Below are 16,931 nucleotides of genomic sequence, written 5' to 3' on the forward strand. Positions count from 1 at the left end.
TTTAATTCCATCCGAATTGTTCCAAAGGGGGAATGATCGTGAAACTGACACCAGTTCTTAAAAGTCTTTCGCTTGCAGCCCTTCTGGCAACCTCCGTTGCCTTTCCGGCGCTGGCGGAAACACCGGCAAACACGTTTGTTATTGCGCGCAACACGGCTGACGCCATCACGCTTGATCCGGCAGAAACCTTCGAATTCACAGGTGGGCGGATTGTTGCCAACCTGTATGAGCGGCTGTTCCTGTTCGAGCCGGACGACCTGACCAAACTGGTCGGGGGCATCGCGGAATCTTACGAATTCTCAGATGACGGAAAGAAGATCACCGTCAAGCTGCGTCCGGACCTGACGTTCCATTCGGGCAATCCGGTGACGGCGGCGGATGTGGCCTATTCTCTGAGCCGTGCGGTGAAGCTGGACAAGACCCCGGCCTTCATCATCAAGCAGATCGGCTGGACAGCGGACAATGTGGATGAGGCAGTCGTTGCGGTTGATGACAGCACGGTGGAAATCAACATCCTGTCCGACATGTCGCCCGCGCTGGTCCTGAACCTGCTCTCCTCCGGTGTCGCCAACATTGTCGACATGAAGGAGGTCCAGGCTCACGAGGTCGACGGCGATATGGGCTATGGCTGGCTGAAGGATCACTCTGCCGGCTCCGGCCCATTCAAGCTGAAGACCTGGAAGGCGAATGAAGTGGTCATTCTGGAAGCCTTTGACGGCTACCGGCAGGGCAAGCCGGCCATGGACCGGGTGGTGATCCGCCATGTGGCAGAACCCTCCGCGCAGCGCCTGCTGCTGGAAAAGGGTGATGTTGATGCGGCGATGGAACTGACCGCCGATCAGCTGAAAGGGCTTGCGGGCAATCCGGATGTGTCCGCCGAGAGCTACCCCAAGGGCTATCTGATGTATCTGGCGACCAACATGGAACACCCGGTTCTGTCGAAGCCGCAGGTGCGCGAAGCGCTGAAATACATGGTCGACTATGATGGCATGGTCGGCTCTTTTCTGGATGGCCAGTACAAGATCCATCAGAACTTCTGGCCGTCCGGCATGTGGGCTGCGGCAACGGACACCCCCTACAGTCATAATATGGAAAAGGCCAAGGCTTTGATCGCTGATGCTGGCATTGAGCCGGGCACCAAGATCACCATCGATACGCTCAACAAGTCTCCGTTCAAGGAAGTGGCCCAGAGTGTTCAGGCAAGTCTGAAGGAGCTTGGAATCGACTCCGAGATCATCCTGTCCGACGGCGCGACACTCTGGCCGAAATACCGGGCTCGCAAGCATGAGCTGATCGTGGCGCGCTGGGGTCCGGACTATTCCGATCCGCATTCCAACGCCGATGCCTTTGCGCATAATCCTGACAACAGCTTTGAAGCCAAGCTCACCGGAAAGCTGACCTGGCGCAACGCCTGGCCGGCAGACGGGCTGACGGAGCTGACCGATCAGGCCGCCGCAGAATCCGACCCGGCCAAGCGGGAAGCCATCTATGCCAAGCTGCAGAAAATGGTTCAGGAGGATTCGCCCTTCACCATCATGTTCCAGGCCATCGGCACCTTTGGTCAGCGCTCGAATGTCGAGGGCTTCGTCAATGGTGTGACGTCCGATCAGGCCTATTACAAGACGGTCACCAAATAACACCGTTCCAGCCGCCCGCTGCTTGCTTGAGGAGGCCGCGGGCGGCTGTCTGACAGGGAGGCGCAAGGCCGCGCTGACGGCGCTGTGCCATGCGCCTTTTGAAATACCAAGAAAAATCAAGGGATTCGTCCTGAATGAGCGACAGGTCCATAGCGGAGCGCTCCACAGTCGATTTCGGCCCCTATTGGGATGTGGCGCGAAAGATCGGCGGTGGCCTCGTCATGCTGGCTCTCACCTTTATCGGTCTGACCGCAGTCACGTTCATCATTGGCCGCATCATGCCCAATGATCCGGTCGTCGCCATTGTCGGCGACAGGGCCTCCAAGGAGGTTTATGATGCCATGTTCATCCAGCTCGGCCTCGATAAGCCGGTCTGGCAGCAATATCTGATTTTCCTCGGCGGTATTCTGCGTGGGGACTTCGGCACGTCGGTGATGACTGGACAGCCGGTCATCGAGGACATCAAGCGCTTTTTCCCTGCCACCCTGGAACTGGCCACCATCGCGACGATTGCCGGGGTGCTGATCGGTGTTCCGGCCGGCGTGCTGGCAGCGGTCCACCAGGGCACCTTGATTGATCACATTGTGCGCATTGTTGGCCTGATCGGCCATTCCATCCCGATCTTCTGGCTGGGCATGGTGGCGCTGCTGATCTTCTATGCCAAACTCGACTGGGTGGCCGGACCCGGCCGGATCGATTTCTTCTATGACGGGATTGTCGATCCGGTGACCGGCATCATCATGATCGACGCAGCCCTGGCCGGGGAATGGGACGTCTTTCACAACGCGCTGTCCCACGTCATCCTGCCAGCCTCCATGCTGGCGGTCTATTCGCTGGCCTATATCGCCCGGATGACCCGCTCTTTCATGCTGGATCAGCTCAATCAGGAATATGTGCTCACCGCCCGCGTGAAAGGGCTGAAGGAAGGCACGGTGATCTGGTATCACGCTTTCCGAAACGTGCTGGTGCAGCTCATCACCATTATCGGCCTGACCTATGCCAGTCTTCTGGAAGGCTCCGTGCTGACAGAAACGGTTTTCGCCTGGCCGGGGATCGGCCAATACATCACCAATTCGCTGTTCAACGCGGATATGAATGCGGTAATCGGCGGCACGCTTGTGGTCGGGATCTCCTTCGTCTTCATCAACATGCTGTCCGATATGCTCTACCGGATTGCCGACCCAAGGGCGAAGTGATGACAGACCGCGCAATTGACCCAAAGTCCGGCGCAGCCTCCTGGCTGCTTGCCGATACGCCCGCCACCGCCTTTCAGGCCCGCTGCCAGCGTATCTATCTTGGCTGGCTGACCTTTCGCGCCAATCCAATTGCCATGCTCGGTCTGGCAATTGTCCTGTTTCTCTGCCTCGTCGCCCTGTTTGCGCCCGTTCTGGCGGGCGGCGATGGCACCACGCAGGATCTTGCCAACCGGCTGGCCCCGCCCAGTGCCGGACACTGGTTTGGCACCGATGAACTCGGCCGGGACATTTTCGCCCGGATTGTCTGGGGCTCCCGGGTAACGCTCTACATCATCTTTCTGGTGTCCATCATTGTTATGCCCATCGGGCTGATCATCGGCACCACGGCCGGTCTTCTCGGCGGTCTGGTTGATGCCACCTTGATGCGCATCACCGATATTTTCCTGGCCTTTCCGCGCCTGATCCTGGCGCTGGCCTTTGTGGCGGTTCTGGGGCCTGGGCTGGAAAACGCGGTGCTGGCCATTGCGCTCACCACATGGTCGCCTTATGCCCGGCTGGCCCGTGCGGAAACACTCACGCTGCGCAACAGCGAGTTCATTATGGCGGCCGAGATCATGGGCGCTTCCAAGCTGCGCATTCTGGTGGCGCATATCATGCCCATGTGCCTGTCCTCGACCATTGTCCGGCTGACGCTCGACATGGCCGGGATCATTCTTACCGCCGCCGGTCTTGGCTTTCTCGGGCTGGGGGCCCAGCCGCCCTTGGCTGAATGGGGGGCGATGATCGCCTCCGGACGGGATTTCCTCCTGGACCAATGGTGGGTGCCGACCATTCCCGGCATTGCGATCCTAGTGGTCTCGCTGGGCTTCAACCTCCTGGGCGACGGTCTCAGGGACGTGCTGGATCCGCGCAGTTCGGGAGGGAAACAACAATGAGCGAACAAGCCATGACAGTGCCCGGCCATCCGGATACCAGCGAAGCCCCCCTGATTTCGGTGCGCGATCTCCATGTGCGCTTTTCAACGCCCAAGGGACCGGTTCATGCGGTGCGCGGCGTCAGCTTCGATCTTGGCCGGGAACGGCTTGGCATTGTCGGGGAGTCTGGCTCCGGAAAATCCCAGACCGGCCGGGCACTGTTGCGCTTGACCGCCGGCAATGGCGCCATCGAGGCGGAACGCATGACCTTTGACGGCATGGATCTGATGAGTGCCAGCGACAAGACCATGCGGGGCATACGCGGTTCGCGCATCTCCATGATCATGCAGGATCCGAAATATTCCCTCAATCCGGTGCTGACGGTCGGCGCGCAGATTGCCGAATCCTGCCGCCGCCATGAGAAGGTCTCCCGAAAGGAAGCCCGGGCCCGCGCGCTGGCCATGCTGGAAACCGTGCGCATCCGGGAGCCGGACAAGGTCTATTCCCTGTTTCCCCATCAGGTGTCCGGCGGTATGGGCCAGCGCATCATGATCGCCATGATGCTGATCACCAATCCGCAGGTGATGATCGCTGATGAACCCACCTCGGCGCTGGATGTGACAGTGCAGATGCAGGTGCTGGCGCTGCTGGACGACATGGTGCGCGAGCGGGGCATGGGACTGGTTCTGATCAGCCATGACCTGACCCTGGTATCCAGTTTCTGCGACCGGGTGCTGGTCATGTATGGCGGTCGGATCATGGAAAGCCTGGATGCCCGGCATCTGGATCAGGCGCAACATCCCTATACAAGGGGCTTATTGAACTGCCTGCCGCGTCTGGATGGCAAACACGAGGCGCTGCCCGTGCTCAAGCGTGATCCGGCCTGGCTGTCCGGCCCGGCTGCGACCGGGGAAGGGGGCACGCCATGATCGAAGTCAGCAATCTCGAGCTGGCCTTCGGCACCGGCAAAACCCACATTCGCGCGGTCCGGAACGTCTCCTTCAAGGTGGCGGAAGGGGAAAGCTACGGCATTGTCGGGGAATCGGGCTCCGGCAAATCGACCGTGCTGCGCGCCATGGTCGGGATCTATTCCCACTGGACGGGCCGCATCGCCATTCAGGGCAGCGCCCTGAGCCCCAAGCGCAGCATTGCCTCGCGCAAACATATGCAGATGGTGTTCCAGGACCCTTACGGTTCCTTGCATCCCCGGCGCACGGTGGATGACACCCTCGGCGAACCGCTCGTGATCCACGGGCTCGGCAACCGGGAAGAACGGGTTCTGAAGATCCTGAAGGAAGTCGGGCTTGGCCCTGAATTCCGGTTCCGGTTTCCGCATCAGCTCTCCGGCGGCCAACGCCAGCGGGTGGCCATTGCCCGGGCGCTTATTCTGGAGCCTCGGGTGATCCTGCTCGATGAGCCGACCAGCGCGCTTGACGTTTCCGTTCAGGCCGAGATCCTGAACCTCCTGTCCGACCTGCAAAGAGCCCATGGCCTGACCTACATCATGGTGAGCCATGATCTGGCGGTGGTCGGCCATCTGTGCAGCCGGATCGCCGTCATGAACCGGGGCGAGATGGTGGAGGAAATGAGCGAAGACCAGATGCGCACCGGCAACGTTGCCCATGCCTATACACGCCAGCTCTGGACAGCGTCTCAAGGGTATGATCGGGCCGCGCTGGAAAGCTTCAAGGACTTTGCCTGAGCCGCACGGGTTTACGGCAAGCTCCGCCGGACGGTGTGATTCACTCCCGCCACACCAATCCGTGACTTGCATGCGCTGCGCTATGTATTACCTCTTCGAGGAAGCGGGCCGGAGGAAAAAGGCATGGCGAAGCGCGCGGTGAAACTGGAATTTGACGGGGCCAACGGAGCGAAGCTTGCGGCACGGCTTGACCTGCCCGCCGGACAGATCCAGGCATTTGCCCTGTTTGCCCATTGCTTCACCTGTTCAAAGGACATTCCGGCCGCCCGGCATATTGCCGGAGCACTGGCTGCTGAAGGCATTGCGGTGCTGCGGTTCGATTTTACCGGACTTGGCGGCAGCGGCGGAGATTTTTCCTCAACCGGGTTTTCCTCCAATCTTGAGGATCTGAAGACTGCCGCCGCCTTCTTACGGGAGCATTATCAGGCCCCCCAGCTTCTGATAGGTCATTCCCTGGGCGGGGCCGCCATGCTGGCCGTGGCCGCGAGCGTTCCCGAAGCACGGGCTGTCGTCACGATCGGGGCGCCGGCGGATGCGGATCATGTTCTGCACAATTTCAAGGGATCGGTCGAAGAGATCCGCAAGACCGGAGCCGGGACGGTGGATCTGGCCGGGCGCACATTCACCATCCGCAAGGAATTCCTGGAGGATCTTGAAACACATTCGGTCCGCGACCGGGTGGCCGCCCTTGGCAAGGCCCTGCTGGTTCTGCATGCGCCATTGGACGAGACGGTGGGGATCGACAATGCAACCAGCCTCTTTGTAGCGGCCAAACATCCCAAGAGTTTCGTTTCCCTTGACAAGGCGGACCATCTGCTGACCCGGAGCGAGGATGCCGCCTACGCAGCCCGCGTGATTGCAGGCTGGGCGAGCGGGTATCTGGAGCCGGAGCGGCCAGCCCGGAGCAGCGCAGCAGAAGAGGGCGTTGAGGTGCTGGAAACAGGGCAGGGCACCTATCAGGCCATGGTGGTCACGGGACCGCACCGGCTGCTGGCCGACGAGCCGGTGGCCGTTGGCGGGTTTGACAGCGGGCCGTCGCCCTATGGCTTTCTATCGGCCGCCCTTGGTGCTTGCACAGTGATGACCTTGCGCATGTATGCGGACCGCAAGGGCCTCGATGTTGAGCGGATCGGAACGCGCGTGCTGCATGGCAAGGTGCATGCGGCCGACTGCGAAGCATGCAGCGAGGACCAGAAGGAACGGGGCGGCCGGATCGACCGGTTCGAGCGGCTGATCACTATGGAGGGGGATCTGGATGCGGCAACCCGTCAGCGGATGCTGGAAATTGCAGACAGATGCCCGGTGCACCGGACGCTGGAGACGGGCGCGGCAGTTGTCACGCGCGAGGTGGACCCGCAGCCTAAAGGCTGAAACGGCAGTCTGACGGGGGTCAGGCTGCCTTTTCTTCCAGGGTGTTGAGCCGGATTTTCATAAAGGACAGGAGACGCCGGGCGTCCTTTTCCGTCAGGCTCTGGTAGTCGTTGACCCAGTTCTGCACGGTGGTTTGCGGCTGCTTGTTATTGGTCGCGCGCGCGCGGCAAAGCGCGTGGTAAGCGTTGTTGTCCACGCCAAGAGCCTTGCACAGAACTGCAACGCCGGTGGCATCGTACCGCACCATGACATTGGTGACGTATTTTTGCTCAAGGCCAGCCAACTGACCCAGCAGGAAGGCGATGTCGAAAAGGTTGTTGGAGATCGCCAGCGGGCTAATCGCCTTGTTGATGTCGGCCCGGCCTTCGCGGATGTCCTTCAGAGCAACCTTCACATTGATGCGTGAGGCTTTGCGCTCCAGTTTGGTGCTGGCAACCACCTTGCTGGCCTCGTGGAACAGGGACAGGACCAGCTTTTCGTTGTCTTCACGCATCTTGCGGATCTTGGTCTGCTGTGCGCTGGGCATCTGGGAAATCAGTTTTTCCAAATCGTCTTCGGAGACGTCCGACCGTTCAACCATGGCGTCGCGGATTTTTTCATCCTGTTCGGCCAGCTTCACAAGAAGACGGCCGCCCCAATCGGAAAGTTCCGCGCCAGAGTTGGCAGCAACCGACCGTTTGACCGGGCTTTCCCCGCGCTCCAGGAGCACATCAGTGACGGTTGATTCCAGATGGTTGCGTTTGGAGATCGCCAGAAGGTGCCCCTGGCCCATGGTCTTGGCCAGTTTCAGAATGTCCTCGGAGTCCAGTGCGTTGGACTGGGTCAGCATCGGACGGGCAATGTCGATCTTGTCGCTGGCCAGTTCGTAAGCCACTTCACGTGACGTCGCATCAATGGGAGCCAGGCGTTCGGAGACTTCTTGTTTCTGGTCGTCTTCCATTGTCGGGAGCATACGCTCCAGAACAGTGTTGAACAGCGAAATTTCCTCGGTCTGGTAGCTGTTGGCCCCAGTGACAAAAAGATCTGTGACATGTTCAACCAGCTTGTGCCGTTTTTCCGGCGTGCTTTCTTGCGCTAAGTTGAGAAGATCATTGATCATGTCGAAAACCATCCATTCTTTTGAATGCGACTGTAAACTGCAGACCGTTTACAAGTGGATAAGGCGAAGCGAAAAAACTAATAAAACATAGGTATTATTGACAGGGTCTCGCTGTATTTATTTCGGACTAGTTGTTCGAGGCTTGAGGCTGCTACGCTTTTTCTAGGCAGCCTGGACCTGGGACAGGCCATTTAGTTTGATTTTCATGATGGCGAGAAGGCGCCGGGCGTCCGTTTCGTCAAGCATGTGATAGTTGGTGAGCCACTTGCTGCCGGTGCTCTCCGGAAACTTCAAATGTTTGCATCGTTCCTTGCAAATGGCCTGATATTCCATAGCCCCGATGCCACTGGCCCGGCAAAGGGTCGCAATGCCGGTGGAATCGAAGCGGACCATCAGGTTGTGAACGTATTTCATGTCAAGCCCGGTCATCGCGGCAAGCAAGCCGACCACATCCAGCAGATTATGTTCCAGGGCGAGCTGGTAAACGGCCCGGCTCAAGGTTGTCTTGCCCAAACGAATGCCTGCAATCCAGGCTTTCGGGCTGACTTTGGACGGGCGTTTGGGCAGTTCTGTGCCGGCGGCAATCTCGCCGCTGTCCTTGAACAGGTCCTCAATCAACGCTTCATTGGATTTGCGCAAATGCCGCATCCGGTCGCCCAGCTGTTTGGGAATGTGCTTGACCAGATCCTCAAACACCGGCATGCGCATATCCGCGCCCAGATTGGCGGCAATCGTGTTCTTGACATCCTTGCTGCCGCGTTCGATCAGGATTTTGGTTAAGTCTTCGCTGACATGCTCCCGCTTGGCCATCGCCTCCAGATGGCCGTCTTCCTTGGTGGAGGCCAGAGCGTGCAGCGTTTCGTCCGTGAGGGCGTTTGATCTTTCCAGCACAGGTCTGGCGACCGTGATGTCGTCACTCGCAATGGCTGCGGCCAAAGTGGCGGAGGTGGCGCTCACATCAGCAAGCTGTTCGGACACTTTCCGCCTGAAATCAACTGTCAAAGTGTCATAGACCCCTTCGAGCATGTCGTTCAAGAGGGTGGTCTCATCGGAGCCATGGTCTTCAGCGCGACCGCACAGCAAGTCGGTGACGTGCTCGGCGAGCTTGTGTTTCTTTTCTGAAGAACAGTCCTTCGCAAGTTGAATAAGTGTATTGGTCATCGCAAGTACCTATGCCTGGAGACCTTACGGAAAGAACCTTTACATCCGGTGAAGAGCCGGGCAAATCCGGGTCTCCCGGGTGCAGCACACGGCCTGTTGACCTTTCCGGGTCCATGAGCCATGCCATGGCCTATGAGCGCGCTTCCAGTCCTTTATTCCTTCCGCCGGTGCCCTTATGCGATCCGGGCACGCCTTGCGATTGCTGCAAGCGGGGTTGCCGTCGAATTGCGTGAGATCGTTCTTCGGGACAAGGCGCCTGACTTTCTGGAAACCTCGCCGAGCGCCACGGTGCCATGCCTGAAACTGGGGGAGGGGGTTCTCGATGAAAGCCTCGACATCATGGTTTGGGCGCTTGAACAGCGGGATCCGGAGGGCTGGCTGATACCTGGGGACGGCAGCCGCGCGGACATGCATGATCTGATCGCACTCTGTGACGGTCCCTTCAAGCGGCATCTGGACAGGTACAAATACGACACCCGCTATCGGGACGTGCAGCGGACGCAGGAACGGGAACTGGCCTCCCAGTTCCTGTGGAAGCTGAACCGTAAGCTGGAGGGACGGGCCTGGCTGTTCGGCGCCGCCGGTAGTCTGGCGGACTATGCGGTTTTGCCGTTTGTACGGCAATTTGCCAATACGGACCGGGACTGGTTCGACCGGCAGGACTGGCAGCCGCTGATGACCTGGCTTGGGAACTTCGAGACGTCTGGCCGTTTTTTGAGTGTCATGCCCAAATGGGCCCGCTGGCAGCCAGGCGACCCGCCAGTGCGCTTTCCAGGGTGAGATGAGGGCTGTGGAAAAAACGCTGCGATAGTTGCTGCTTAAGAAGTGCTGAAAAAACAAGCGTTTTTTTGCTTTTTGAGCGGGCTGCCTCAAGCGGCTGACCGGATATTTCCGCAACCTAACAGATTTGTAATTCCCCCGACAGGCAACGGTAAGGCGGGAGTGCCTAGGTTTGAGCTCAAGCCTGAAGCGAGTGACCCCGCACGCTTCTCAGAAAGGCCTTCAAAGTTACGTGCTCAGAGGAAGAATTATGCAGACCAAACGGCCAGTCTCTCCCTTTCGGACCCATCGCGCCAAATTGCTGGCAGGCGTCATGGCCCTCGGCGCTGCCGGGCTTTTGACCGCCCAGACCTTCGTTCCAGCACAAGTGGCTCTGGCGGATCCGGTTCGGGTGGATGCCAAGGTTCCGGCAGATTTTTCGGCAGTTGTTCGGACGGTCAGCCCAGCTGTTGTGAGTGTCCGCGTGAAGCAGGCAGCCGAACCGAAAATGATGAATTACAGCGGCAATGGTGAAGGCCTTGAAGAGTTCTTCAAGGGCCTGCCGCAAGGCAACCCATTTGAACGGTTCTTCCGGGACTTTGGTGGTCAGGGCGCAGATCAGGGTCAGCGTCAGCACCGGTCCCCGCGCCAGTACGGCATGTCCCAGGGTTCCGGCTTCTTCATCTCCAAGGACGGTTACGTGGTGACCAACCAGCACGTCATTGATCATGGCACGGAATTCACCGTGATTGATCAGGACGGCAAGGAATACAAGGCAACCCTGATCGGCGCGGACAAAAGGACCGATCTGGCTCTCTTGAAAGTCAATGCTGACAAGGACTTTACCTATGTGCAATTCGCCAAGGAGGCGCCTCAGGTGGGCGAGTGGACAGTTGCGATTGGCAACCCGTTCGGTCTTGGCGGCTCGGTGACGGCCGGTATTGTCTCCGCCCGTGGGCGTGACATTGGCGCCGGTCCCTATGACGACTTCATCCAGATAGATGCCCCTGTGAACCGGGGCAATTCCGGTGGCCCGGCCTTCAACATGCATGGCGAGGTCATTGGCGTGAATGCGGCGATCTTCTCGCCCTCGGGCGGCAATGTCGGAATTGCCTTTGCCATTCCGGCCTCCACCGCCCAGGGCGTGATCATGGAGTTGAAGGATGACGGAACCGTTATTCGTGGCTGGCTTGGCGTGCAGATCCAGAATGTGACGGATGACATTGCCAGCAGCATCGGCCTTGATCATGCCCATGGGGCGATGGTCGCCGAGGCACAGGAAGACAGTCCGGCCCGGAAGGCGGGCTTGCGTTCCGGAGATACCATCCTCGCCGTTGACGGTGCGGATGTGGAAGGCCCGCGCGAGCTGTCCAAGATGATTGCCGCCTATGATCCGGATACGAATGTGGATCTGACCATATGGCGGGATGGCAAGAAGCAGGACGTGACCGTCAAGCTTGGCCGGCTTGAGGACAAGGAGCAGGTGGCAGGCGGATCCCAGATCCAGCTGGAAGACGGCCGAACGGAGCTTGCCGACATGGGGATCATTGTCACCACGAAGGCGGAATTGGGCATGGAAGGCAAGGGCGTGGTCATTGACGACGTCGACCCGGATGGCCCGGCTGCGGAAAAACGCCTCTCCCGCGGCGATGTGATCCTGGAAGTTGCCGGAACGAAAGTCGAAACCGGTTCTGACGTGATCAAGGCCATCGAGAAAGCCAAGGAGGAAGGCCGCAAGGCGGTGCTCTTCCGGATTGAAACCAACGATACCACCCGCTTCGTGGCTCTGCCCATGAAGGTGGTCTGAGATCAGGCGACGGTTCCTCATGAACCGCACCTGACGGCGCAACCGGCTTGCCCTCTGCCCCAACCCCGACGGGCCGGTTGACGTCATGGGTTTGCGACCCGCAAACCCATACTGACTGGCGGCGGCGCCTCACATCCATCGCCGCCGCCAGCCATTTCTTTTTCAAATCACTCACGCTACAAGGAGGGTATGTTGCGGATTTTAGTGATCGAAGACGACCCCGAAGCAGCCAGCTATCTGGTCAAGGGCCTGAGTGAGCTGGGCCATACGGCTGACCAGGCCGGGGACGGCCAGACGGGGATGGAGATGGCTTTGCACAGCCGATACGACATTCTTATTGTCGACCGGATGCTGCCCAAGCTGGACGGCCTGTCGATCATTCAGGAACTGCGGCGGGAAGGCGATCATACACCTGTCCTCATACTGTCAGCCCTCGGCCAGGTCGACGACCGGGTCAAGGGCCTGAAAGCGGGTGGTGACGATTATCTTCCCAAACCCTATGCCTTCACCGAATTGCAGGCTCGTATCGAAGCTCTTGCCCGGCGTCCGAAATCCGCATCCCAGGTGGAAACCACCTATCAGGTGGGTGACCTGACCCTTGACCGGATGGCCCATTCCTGCCGCCGGGGGGAGACCGAAATTCCCTTGCAGCCGCGTGAATTCCGGCTGTTGGAATATCTGATGCAACATGCGGGGCAGGTCGTGACCCGCACCATGCTCCTGGAAAATGTCTGGGAGTATCATTTCGACCCGCAGACCAACGTCATCGACGTTCATATTTCGCGCCTGCGCGGCAAGATCGACAAGGGCTTTGAAACGCCTTTGCTGCACACCATCCGGGGAGCCGGATACTCGATCCGTGACGCGGCTCACTAGATTTGTCCGCACGACGGCGTTCAAGCTGTCCCTGCTTTACATGGCCGTGTTCACGGTGATGTCCGGCGCAATTGTCTTTTATGTGTCTGAAAATACCGACAACCTCATGTCCGAACAGGTGGTTCAGACGGTTGATTCCGAGCTGAAGGGCCTGTCGGAGGTCTATTTGCGTGGCGGCATCCGCGATCTGGTGGAAACCATTGCCGACCGCACCCGTCACCCGGATGCAAGTCTTTATCTTCTGGTCGACTTTTCCGGAAACGCGCTTGTCGGTAACATTGCCCGTCTGCCGACAGTGGTGCTGGAAGAGGCCGATGGCGGCCTGCGCCGGGTCCGCTACACCCGTCTGGGAGAGGGCAAGGAAGATGTCGAGCGCCAGGCCATGGTCCGCACGTTCGAGTTGCGCGGCGGCTTCCGGCTTCTGGTCGGCCGGGATCTGGGCGACCAGCTGAGATTTTCCAATCTTCTGGCCAACGCGTTGCGCCTGTGGCTGGTCCTGATGGTGGTGATGGCCGTCATCACCTGGCTGTTTGTCAGCCGCCGGGTGATGCGGCGCATTGATGACATTTCCGCATCCAGCCGCATGATCATGCATGGAGACCTGTCCCAGCGGCTGCCGCTTGCGGGCACCAATGACGAGTTTGACCGGCTGGCGGTCAATCTCAACGACATGCTGGACCGCATCGAAGTGCTCATGCATTCCATGAAAGATGTGACCGACAATATCGCTCACGATCTGAAGACGCCCCTGACCCGGCTTCAAACCCGGATCGAAACTGCCCTGCGCGAGGCAAAGGGGGAGGCGGGCTACCGGTCGGCGCTGAAAGGCACGCTCACTGAAACCGATCATCTCCTGCGTATTTTCAATGCCTTGCTCAAGATTGCGCGGATTGAATCCATGGCTCCGGGCTCCAGTATGGAGCCGGTGGATCTGACCCGGCTTGTGGCGGAAATTGCCGAACTCTACGAACCGCTGGTGGAAGAAGAAGGCGGGTTGCTGGAAACCCATGTTCCAGATGGATTGCGGGCGGACTGCAACAAGGATCTGATCAGCCAGGTTCTGGTCAATCTGATCGAAAACGCCCTGAAATACGGCCGTCCGGAAAATGGTGTTCCGGTCCTGCGCCTTGGGGCCCGCCAAGAGGGCGGCCGGGTGGAGCTGTCGGTCACCGACAACGGCCCCGGCATTCCCGAAGAGGCCCAGGAGCGGGTTGTTGACCGGTTTGTGCGTCTGGAAGAAAGCAGATCGGAGCCGGGAACCGGCCTGGGATTGAGCCTCGTCAAGGCCGTTGCCCGCTTGCATGGGGGAGACTTGCGCTTCAAGAATGTGGACCCGGGCCTCTCGGCCCGCATCGACCTGACACCGGTCGCACAGGATAACAGCGGGAGCGGGTATGGAGACGCAACATCCGGGAGAGAAGAGCAGCCGGACGGACAAAAAACCTTCTAGCGCCGGACTGGCCGGGCGCATCCGGATCGTGCCGGACACCGCCGAGCCGGGGCGGGCGGCCCTGTTCCTCAAGGATCTTCTGGATCATCCCCAAGCAGGACCTTTGCTCAGCTGCATGGTCTGCGATCTGCCGGAGCTTGAGCCCTTTCTGCTCGGGATCATCGGCAATTCCCCTTATCTGCGCGACCTCATGCTGGCCGACCCGCAGCGCCTCGTCAGTCTTCTGGCGGCGGCACCGGAACAGCGTCTGGACACTCTGTTGGCGCAGGCGCGTGAGCTCAGAGCGGAGGACGAAGCCGGGCTCATGCGCCAGCTCCGGCTGTTCAAGCAGGATCTGGCGCTGACCCTTGGCCTTGCGGATATTGGCGGGGTCATTGATCTGGATCAGGTTACCGGTGCCCTGGCCGGATTTGCCGACGCGGCGCTCACAGCGGCGATACGGTTCTGCCTGAACGATCTGGTCCGGCGGGGCAAATTCACGCCTGCCAACCCGGAGCGGCCGGAAGTGGGCAGCGGCCTGATTGTGCTGGCCATGGGCAAACATGGCGCGAATGAACTGAACTACTCTTCCGATATCGATCTGATCGTGCTCTACGACCCGGCCAAGGCGCCCATGGCAGAAGGGGCGGAGGCGCCGGTAGAGTTCGTCCGGCTTACCCGGCGTCTGGTCAAGATCCTGCAAGACCGCACGGAAGACGGATATGTTTTCCGCACGGATCTGCGCCTGCGCCCGGACCCGGGGGCGACACCGCTGGCCATGTCGGTTCCCGCAGCGCTGGTCTATTACGAATCCCTCGGCCAGAACTGGGAGCGGGCTGCGCTGGTGAAGGCACGTGCCTGTGCCGGCGACATTCCCGCCGGAGACGCCTTCCTGCATGAGATTGTGCCCTTCATCTGGCGCAAATATCTGGATTTTGCGGCCATTGCCGATGTGCAGTCGATCAAGCGGCAGATCCACATGCACAAGGGCCACAGTGCCATTGCCGTTGCCGGACACAATGTCAAACTGGGCCGGGGCGGCATCCGCGAGGTGGAATTCTTTGTCCAGACCCAGCAGTTGATCGCCGGTGGCCGCAATCCGGCTCTGCGCGGGCGGCGCACGCTCGACATGCTGGCCGCCCTGTGTGAGGCCGACTGGATCCGTGTGCAGACCCGGGAAGAGATGCGCGCGGCCTATATTTTCCTGCGCATGGTCGAGCATCGCATTCAGATGCTCAATGATGAGCAGACCCAGCTTCTGCCCAAGGATGAGGAGGGGCGCACGCGCATTGCCTATCTGATGGGGTTCGGCACGCTGGCCGCGTTCGAAAGCACGTTTTTAGGTCATATGCGAAATGTTCAGCATCACTATTCTGAGTTGTTTGAAGACGAGCCGGGCCTCTCGTCCGAGCTGGGCAATCTGGTCTTTACCGGCGACGACCATGACCCGGACACGCTGGAAACTCTGGCGCGGCTCGGGTTCAAAAACCCCTCGGAAGCTGCCGGGATCGTCAAGTCCTGGCATTTCGGCCGCTACCCCTCTACCCGTTCCACCAAATCGCGGGAACGGCTCACCGAGATGCACCCTTCGCTGATCGGCGCCCTGGCTGCCACCGACAATGCGGATGCTGCCCTCAGGGCCTTTGACACCTTTCTGGCTAAATTGCCTGCCGGCGTGCAGCTTTTTTCGCTGTTGCGCTCCAACCCGCAATTGTTGACGTTGCTGGCAACCACCATGGGCGCCGCGCCGCGTATGGCCGAAACCGTGTCCAAACGCGTGCATGTGCTGGATGCAGTGCTGGACCCGGCCTTTTTCGGGGCTATGCCGAGCGTTGAAGAATTCCGCACCGGTCTCGACCGGACGCTGGCCCAGTCCCGCTTCTACGAAGAAGCACTCGACCGGGCGCGGATCTTCACACAGGAGCAGCAGTTCCTGATCGGCCTGCGGCTGATTTCTGACACGCTGTCGGCGGACCGGGTCGGCTTTGCGCTGGCCCGGCTGGCGGAAGTGGTGGTCGACCGGATCTTGCAGCAGGTAATGGTTCATGTGGGGGAAACCCATGGGGCGGTGCCCGGTGGCAATGTGGCGGTGCTGGCAATGGGTAAGCTGGGCGGGCGGGAAATGACAGCCGCCTCCGATCTGGATCTGATCCTGCTGTATGAGTCCCGCGATGAGGTCAAACAGTCGGACGGCCAGCGGCCACTTGCTGTCACCCAATATTATACCCGGCTGACCCAGCGGCTTGTGACGGCCCTGTCGGCCCCGACAGCGGAAGGGGCCCTTTATGAGGTGGATTTCCGGCTGCGCCCCTCCGGCAATGCGGGGCCGCTGGCGACCAACTTGGACGGCTTCATTGCCTATCAGCAGGACAATGCCTGGACCTGGGAGCATATGGCCCTGACGCGCGCGCGGGTGATTGCGTCCACATCGCCGGACTTCACCGGCAAGATACGGCAGAATATCTGCAGCACGCTGACACAGGCACGGGACCCGGCCAAACTCGCCGATGACGTTAGGTCCATGCGCGCCCGGATCGAAAAGGAAAAAGGCACCAAGGACATCTGGGACATGAAACAGGTCGCGGGTGGCCTCGTCGATATCGAATTCATCGCCCAGTATCTTCAGCTCGTGCATGCGGGGACAATGCCGGAGGTTCTTGCGCAAGGCACCGAGGACGCGCTGGAGCGGCTACGGGCTGCCGCTGCGCTCGGGCCTGCGGATGCGGAACTCCTTCTGGAGGCCTTGCGCCTGTATCAGCGGCTTACTCAGGTTCTGCGGCTGGCCCTGTCCGGAAAATTCGTTCCTGCAGACGCGCCGGGCGGCGTGCTGGATCTTCTGGTCCAGGCCTCGAACATGCCGACCTTCAACCGGCTGGAAACCGAACTGGCGGAGCTCCAGCAAAAGGTCCGCTCGGCCTTTGTCCGCATCGTCGGTGAGGTGACGGCCTGAAGAAGTATATGCCTCCGGTGCGAAGGCGCC

General features: G+C 60.0%; 13 protein-coding genes. 11 read left to right on the top strand and 2 right to left on the bottom strand.

Features of this window, described 5'->3' with window-relative positions; translation table 11 throughout:
* Positions 1 to 38 precede the first annotated feature (38 nt).
* The 6 genes from ACXAH0_RS07720 (at position 39) to ACXAH0_RS07745 (ending at position 6,820) form a co-directional block, all read left to right on the top strand.
* On the top strand, positions 39 to 1,637 hold the full coding sequence (locus tag ACXAH0_RS07720; protein WP_475183321.1) for an ABC transporter substrate-binding protein: 1,599 nt from the start codon (positions 39 to 41) through the stop codon (positions 1,635 to 1,637).
* Positions 1,638 to 1,771: 134 nt separating this feature from the next.
* A complete protein-coding gene (locus ACXAH0_RS07725) occupies positions 1,772 to 2,833 on the top strand; it encodes an ABC transporter permease (protein ID WP_475190111.1) in 1,062 nt (353 codons plus the stop codon).
* Complete coding sequence (locus tag ACXAH0_RS07730) at positions 2,833 to 3,768, top strand: ABC transporter permease (RefSeq protein WP_475183313.1); 936 nt, start codon at positions 2,833 to 2,835, stop codon at positions 3,766 to 3,768. The genes ACXAH0_RS07725 and ACXAH0_RS07730 overlap by 1 nt, the downstream gene beginning before the upstream one ends.
* Positions 3,765 to 4,676, top strand: coding sequence for an ABC transporter ATP-binding protein (locus ACXAH0_RS07735; protein ID WP_475183309.1), 912 nt, complete (start codon positions 3,765 to 3,767; stop codon positions 4,674 to 4,676). The genes ACXAH0_RS07730 and ACXAH0_RS07735 overlap by 4 nt, the downstream gene beginning before the upstream one ends.
* Positions 4,673 to 5,449, top strand: coding sequence for an ABC transporter ATP-binding protein (locus tag ACXAH0_RS07740; protein WP_475183305.1), 777 nt, complete (start codon positions 4,673 to 4,675; stop codon positions 5,447 to 5,449). Before ACXAH0_RS07735 ends, ACXAH0_RS07740 begins: the two co-directional genes overlap by 4 nt.
* Positions 5,450 to 5,572: 123 nt before the next feature.
* A complete protein-coding gene (locus ACXAH0_RS07745; protein ID WP_475190113.1) occupies positions 5,573 to 6,820 on the top strand; it encodes a bifunctional alpha/beta hydrolase/OsmC family protein in 1,248 nt (415 codons plus the stop codon).
* A 19-nt stretch (positions 6,821 to 6,839) separates the two neighbouring features.
* Here the strand turns inward: ACXAH0_RS07745 and ACXAH0_RS07750 are convergent, their stop codons facing one another.
* Both ACXAH0_RS07750 and ACXAH0_RS07755 read right to left on the bottom strand, forming a co-directional pair.
* Positions 6,840 to 7,919: a DUF2336 domain-containing protein gene (locus ACXAH0_RS07750; protein WP_475183292.1), complete on the bottom strand. Its 1,080-nt coding sequence runs from the start codon at positions 7,917 to 7,919 to the stop codon at positions 6,840 to 6,842.
* Between the two features lie 162 nt (positions 7,920 to 8,081).
* Positions 8,082 to 9,080, bottom strand: a complete 999-nt coding sequence (locus tag ACXAH0_RS07755) for a DUF2336 domain-containing protein (protein WP_475190115.1) — start codon at positions 9,078 to 9,080, stop codon at positions 8,082 to 8,084.
* Between the two features lie 132 nt (positions 9,081 to 9,212).
* On the opposite strand from ACXAH0_RS07755, the gene ACXAH0_RS07760 reads away from it, so the two are divergent.
* The 5 genes from ACXAH0_RS07760 to ACXAH0_RS07780 all read left to right on the top strand — a co-directional run bounded on the left by ACXAH0_RS07760 (position 9,213) and on the right by ACXAH0_RS07780 (position 16,901).
* Positions 9,213 to 9,860: a glutathione S-transferase gene (locus tag ACXAH0_RS07760; RefSeq protein ID WP_475183286.1), complete on the top strand. Its 648-nt coding sequence runs from the start codon at positions 9,213 to 9,215 to the stop codon at positions 9,858 to 9,860.
* A 250-nt stretch (positions 9,861 to 10,110) separates the two neighbouring features.
* Positions 10,111 to 11,646, top strand: a complete 1,536-nt coding sequence (locus tag ACXAH0_RS07765; RefSeq protein ID WP_475183280.1) for a Do family serine endopeptidase — start codon at positions 10,111 to 10,113, stop codon at positions 11,644 to 11,646.
* Positions 11,647 to 11,835: 189 nt separating this feature from the next.
* Positions 11,836 to 12,522 (top strand): response regulator transcription factor, encoded by a 687-nt coding sequence (locus ACXAH0_RS07770; RefSeq protein ID WP_475190116.1) that lies wholly within the window; start codon positions 11,836 to 11,838, stop codon positions 12,520 to 12,522.
* Positions 12,506 to 13,972, top strand: coding sequence for a sensor histidine kinase (locus ACXAH0_RS07775; protein ID WP_475190118.1), 1,467 nt, complete (start codon positions 12,506 to 12,508; stop codon positions 13,970 to 13,972). Before ACXAH0_RS07770 ends, ACXAH0_RS07775 begins: the two co-directional genes overlap by 17 nt.
* Positions 13,917 to 16,901, top strand: coding sequence for a bifunctional [glutamine synthetase] adenylyltransferase/[glutamine synthetase]-adenylyl-L-tyrosine phosphorylase (locus ACXAH0_RS07780; RefSeq protein WP_475190120.1), 2,985 nt, complete (start codon positions 13,917 to 13,919; stop codon positions 16,899 to 16,901). The genes ACXAH0_RS07775 and ACXAH0_RS07780 overlap by 56 nt, the downstream gene beginning before the upstream one ends.
* The last annotated feature ends 30 nt before the right edge of the window (positions 16,902 to 16,931 follow it).

The organism is Roseibium sp. AWQ4_290 (assembly GCF_056160985.1).

Bases quoted from the DNA above. Each gene is read 5' to 3' on its own strand.
- ACXAH0_RS07725 (WP_475190111.1), top strand. From the start codon at position 1,772: ATGAGCGACAGGTCCATAGCGGAGCGCTCCACAGTCGATTTCGGCCCC.
- ACXAH0_RS07730 (WP_475183313.1), top strand. From the start codon at position 2,833: ATGACAGACCGCGCAATTGACCCAAAGTCCGGCGCAGCCTCCTGGCTG.
- ACXAH0_RS07735 (WP_475183309.1), top strand. From the start codon at position 3,765: ATGAGCGAACAAGCCATGACAGTGCCCGGCCATCCGGATACCAGCGAA.
- ACXAH0_RS07740 (WP_475183305.1), top strand. From the start codon at position 4,673: ATGATCGAAGTCAGCAATCTCGAGCTGGCCTTCGGCACCGGCAAAACC.
- ACXAH0_RS07745 (WP_475190113.1), top strand. From the start codon at position 5,573: ATGGCGAAGCGCGCGGTGAAACTGGAATTTGACGGGGCCAACGGAGCG.
- ACXAH0_RS07750 (WP_475183292.1), bottom strand. From the start codon at position 7,919: ATGATCAATGATCTTCTCAACTTAGCGCAAGAAAGCACGCCGGAAAAA.
- ACXAH0_RS07755 (WP_475190115.1), bottom strand. From the start codon at position 9,080: ATGACCAATACACTTATTCAACTTGCGAAGGACTGTTCTTCAGAAAAG.
- ACXAH0_RS07760 (WP_475183286.1), top strand. From the start codon at position 9,213: ATGAGCGCGCTTCCAGTCCTTTATTCCTTCCGCCGGTGCCCTTATGCG.
- ACXAH0_RS07765 (WP_475183280.1), top strand. From the start codon at position 10,111: ATGCAGACCAAACGGCCAGTCTCTCCCTTTCGGACCCATCGCGCCAAA.
- ACXAH0_RS07770 (WP_475190116.1), top strand. From the start codon at position 11,836: ATGTTGCGGATTTTAGTGATCGAAGACGACCCCGAAGCAGCCAGCTAT.
- ACXAH0_RS07780 (WP_475190120.1), top strand. From the start codon at position 13,917: ATGGAGACGCAACATCCGGGAGAGAAGAGCAGCCGGACGGACAAAAAA.